This is a genomic window from Burkholderia sp. HMSC10F09, assembly GCF_001806955.1.
GTDB classification, from domain to species: Bacteria; Pseudomonadota; Gammaproteobacteria; order Burkholderiales; family Burkholderiaceae; genus Burkholderia; species Burkholderia multivorans.
In genome coordinates this window covers 1-1,478 of sequence record NZ_KV786540.1, presented here as the reverse complement: position 1 = coordinate 1,478, position 1,478 = coordinate 1, and the positions used below count along the sequence as shown (strand labels likewise).

General features: G+C 62.9%; 3 tRNA genes. All 3 read right to left on the bottom strand.

Annotated features, from left to right (window positions below):
- Window positions 1–111 precede the first annotated feature (111 nt).
- Window positions 112–186 (bottom strand) — tRNA-Thr (locus HMPREF3115_RS03695).
- A 25-nt stretch (window positions 187–211) separates the two neighbouring features.
- Window positions 212–285, bottom strand: a tRNA-Gly gene (locus tag HMPREF3115_RS03690).
- A gap of 43 nt (window positions 286–328) precedes the next feature.
- Window positions 329–414, bottom strand: a tRNA-Tyr gene (locus HMPREF3115_RS03685).
- Window positions 415–1,478: the final 1,064 nt, after the last annotated feature.

Genomic DNA, 1,478 nt, shown 5'->3' with positions numbered 1-1,478 from the left:
ACCAACGTTCACGTGCGGCTTGGTCCGCTCGAATTTTTCCTTGGCCATTTTCAACTCCCGAAAGGAATTTCACATGTTGCGCCGCGCGCAAACAGACACTGACTTTACTGCTGGTGCCCATGGGCAGGATCGAACTGCCGACCTCTCCCTTACCAAGGGAGTGCTCTACCACTGAGCCACATGGGCGCTTTTACGCTTCAACTTCGCGGACTGGAGCGGGTGAAGGGAATCGAACCCTCGTCGTAAGCTTGGAAGGCTTCTGCTCTACCATTGAGCTACACCCGCACGGGCCACTAACGATTCCTTACCGCTCTCTGCGCTGATGTCTTGGTGGAGGAGGTTGGATTCGAACCAACGTAGGCGTAAGCCAACAGATTTACAGTCTGCCCCCTTTAGCCACTCGGGCACCCCTCCGTAGAGAACTGACGATTATGGGGGTGCATCGAACTCTTGTCAAGCACTGCGAGAAGATTATTTTCATTTTCTTCCCGAGCGCCGGCTCGACCACCAGGCATCCGCCGCCGACTACGATGGCGACGAGAGGTTCGCCATTCGGCGCCCACACCTTCGTCAGACTCCGCTTCCAGCAATGTTGCATGCTGAAAACGAAAGACCGCCATCATACGGCCTCTCGGGCAGAATGCCAAGCGGGTAGGCGGAAAATTTTTGCAATATTCGTGCCGGGCGTCCTTTGGGCGACGAATTGGGGACTTCAGGGGACGGTTGTCGGGCGTATCGCGCCGTTGCCCCGCGAGGCAGTCGCAGCGCCGGGGAGCGACGGCCCGGACTGAACGGCCTCGGACGCGGCGCCGGCGACCGCGCTCAGGCCTGACGCGCGGACTCTTCGGGACCGCTTCACCGCTGCGCACATCGCTGTCGACCGGTGCGGCGCCCTGCGCAACTGCTTGCTGCTTGCTGCTTGCTGCTTGCTGCTTGTTCGCCGTCGCGCCCTGCATCGGCCGCCGGGCGCGACGGACACACCTGGCCGGAAGGGTCAAGACGCCCGGAAAGCGCAGCCACACCGCGCGGAACGGTCGGAATAGGAGCTACGAGCAGACGATTGTCGATGGGCGCGCGTGAGCTGAGGAACGCAGCGAGGCTGCAACGTGGAACAGGCAATCGCCCAGAGCGCGCGACGGGGGGACATTTCAGTTGCCCCGACGCCGCATGGGTCGATCTGCGGACCGGTGGGGCGTCAGCAAAGACCGCTGTCAGCCAGCTGTCGACCGATGTCCGTCGATCGACGACGGCGGGCCGCAGGGCACCAACTGCAAGGCGGTGTCGATGGCACCGTCTGTCGGCGTGTCACGGCGCGCCAGAGGATAGGCGACGGCTCATTTGCCGTGAGGCGGCTCGCCGCGCCGAGTCTAGGGCTCGGCCGGTTGAAAGAAGGCATGCCCCAGAAAGGGGACGCGTATCCTGCGAGGATTCGCATCGCGCGGAGACCAGCCGGCGCTCGGGCCGACAGCGCATTTCCG